The 1,373-nt window shown below is 34.1% G+C and carries 2 protein-coding genes; one reads left to right on the top strand and one right to left on the bottom strand.

Translation table 11 applies throughout. The annotated features are described in order from the left end of the window. Positions 1 to 606 (top strand): glycosyltransferase family 4 protein (locus H1P_RS33370; protein ID WP_144875782.1); only part of this gene is annotated, 606 nt, incomplete at its 5' end. On the opposite strand, the gene H1P_RS33365 is transcribed toward H1P_RS33370, so the two are convergent. Continuing rightward, the coding region (locus tag H1P_RS33365) for a response regulator (protein WP_222427375.1) at positions 603 to 1,373 on the bottom strand (771 nt) is incomplete at its 5' end. The genes H1P_RS33370 and H1P_RS33365 overlap by 4 nt on opposite strands.

Here is a 1,373-nt window from a genome sequence, read left to right as displayed (position 1 = left end):
TTTTTTTGGGAAAAATATAATTTGCCAGAGTTTGACAATAAAATAAAATTGATTTTCTTAGGCAGATTAACCCCTGAAAAAGGTTGGAATTTTACTCTAAAAAATTTATCTGATATCTTAAAAAAAATAGATAAAAATCAAGTTGCTTTTTTAATCGTTGGAGATGGTGAATTAAAAGAAAAAATTACCCAAAGTTTTACTAAATTAACTCCTCATTGCCATATTTTTGGTAGAGTCGATCCTGATGACATACCAGCATTGTTAATTAATAGCGATCTTCATATTACTACATCGAAAAAAGAAACTAGAGGATTAACTGTTTTGGAAGCATTTACCGCAGGTATTCCCGTATTAGCACCTCATTCTGAAGGAATAATCGAAAATATTGAATCGGGTGTTAACGGCTTTTTATATAACCCTGGAGACATAGAAGATTTTATCGCTAAATTAAAAATATTAATTGAAGATCGTAACTTGCGTCAGCAAATGGGCTTACAAGGTCAAGCATCAATTAAAGATAAATATACTTGGGATGTCGCGATCAATAATTTACTAGAAATTTGGCAAAAGCAAATATCCAATATCAATGAATCGATCGACAACTAACCACTAACTACTAATTGACCATACTTTTTAACCAAACCGAAAATAGATTGAACATCCATTGATTGTTGAAAAATTTCTGAAGCACCAGACATTTTTGACTTCATGCGCTCGATCAAGCCAATATTACGCCCGAAAAGAATAATAGGAGTCTTGCTAAAATATTCTAATTGCCGTAGTTGGGTGCAAATTTCATAACCACTCAAGCCTGGTAATTCAATATCTAAAAAAATAAGATCGGGTTTGCAATTTAACAAAAGTGGCATAGCTTCCATGGAGTCGCTTTCGCCAATAAACTTATAACTAGCCACCGTAGCAACTTTCGCCATTACTTGACTCATCACAGGACTGAGAGCAACACAAGCAATCAGTAATTGTTTGGCATCAGTTGTATGTTCGATATTTGGTTGAATATCAGTTTTATTTTGAGGAATAGCGATGGGATAAGGTATATCTGGTATTTCTAATAATTCTATATCTCCTAGCTGGATGTAAGGAGAAATTGATCGCAGGAAAGTTAGACAATCTGTTTGTTTCTGAACGGCTAAATCCCTGATACTATATTTGCCACTCAATAGCGTGGTAAGAAATTGATAAGTTTTTTCGGACGCAGTTTCTTGTAATGCTGGAAAATTAGCAATCTCAGGCGCAAAATCGGGTAAGATTTTTTGAAAGCTAAGATTTTGCCATTTTTGCCATAACTTCCCACCATAAGCGATCTGTTGTTCTGCATCAATCATTGCTAAGGGTTGAAATGACTGCTTTGTTTG

This window comes from Hyella patelloides LEGE 07179, from assembly GCF_900659865.1.
Taxonomy (GTDB): Bacteria; Cyanobacteriota; Cyanobacteriia; order Cyanobacteriales; family Xenococcaceae; genus Hyella; species Hyella patelloides.
This window is presented reverse-complemented; position numbering and strand designations above follow the sequence as displayed.